Origin of the sequence: Azoarcus sp. TTM-91 (assembly GCF_012911025.1) — a bacterium.
In the GTDB taxonomy this organism is placed as follows: domain Bacteria; phylum Pseudomonadota; class Gammaproteobacteria; order Burkholderiales; family Rhodocyclaceae; genus Azoarcus.
The window spans coordinates 1-561 of the sequence record NZ_WUEI01000285.1 but is presented as its reverse complement, the minus strand read 5'-3'; the positions used below and the strand labels follow the sequence as shown (position 1 = coordinate 561).

At 67.6% G+C, this 561-nt stretch carries 1 protein-coding gene; it reads right to left on the bottom strand.

Going from position 1 to position 561, the window contains the following annotated elements:
• Positions 1-561: branched-chain amino acid ABC transporter permease (locus tag GRF61_RS24255; protein WP_169153171.1), on the bottom strand; the 561-nt coding region annotated here is incomplete at both ends.

The window sequence follows — 561 nt, the reverse complement described above, 5'->3', positions numbered from 1 at the left end:
AGGTGGGGGTGTCGACGCCGGAGAGCTGGTTGAACATGGTGCTTTTGCCGGCGCCGTTGGGGCCGATCAGCGCCAGGATTTCGCCGGCCTTCACTTCCAGGCTCATGTTGTTGTTGGCGACGAGGCCACCGAATTTGCGGGTGACGTCGCGCGCTTCGAGGATGAGCTCACCGGCCTTGGGCAGCTCACGCCGCGGCAGCGGTTCGGCGGCGGCGTCGATGACCTTGTGGGCGCGGCGCACCGGCACCAGCCGGGCGAGGATGGGCCACAGGCCGCCACGGGCGCGCTGCAGCACCAGCACCATCATCAGGCCGAAGACGATGACTTCGAAGTTGCCGCTGTGGCCCAGGAGCTTGGGCAGCAGGTCCTGCAGCCACTGCTTCATGATGGTGATGACGCCGGCGCCCACCAGTGCGCCCCAGACGTGGCCAGCCCCGCCGACGACCGCCATGAAGAGGTATTCGATGCCGATGTGCAGGCCGAAGGGGGTGGGGTTCACGAAGCGCTGCATGTGGGCGTAGAGCCAGCCGGAGGCGCAGGCGTGGAGTGCTGCGATGAGGA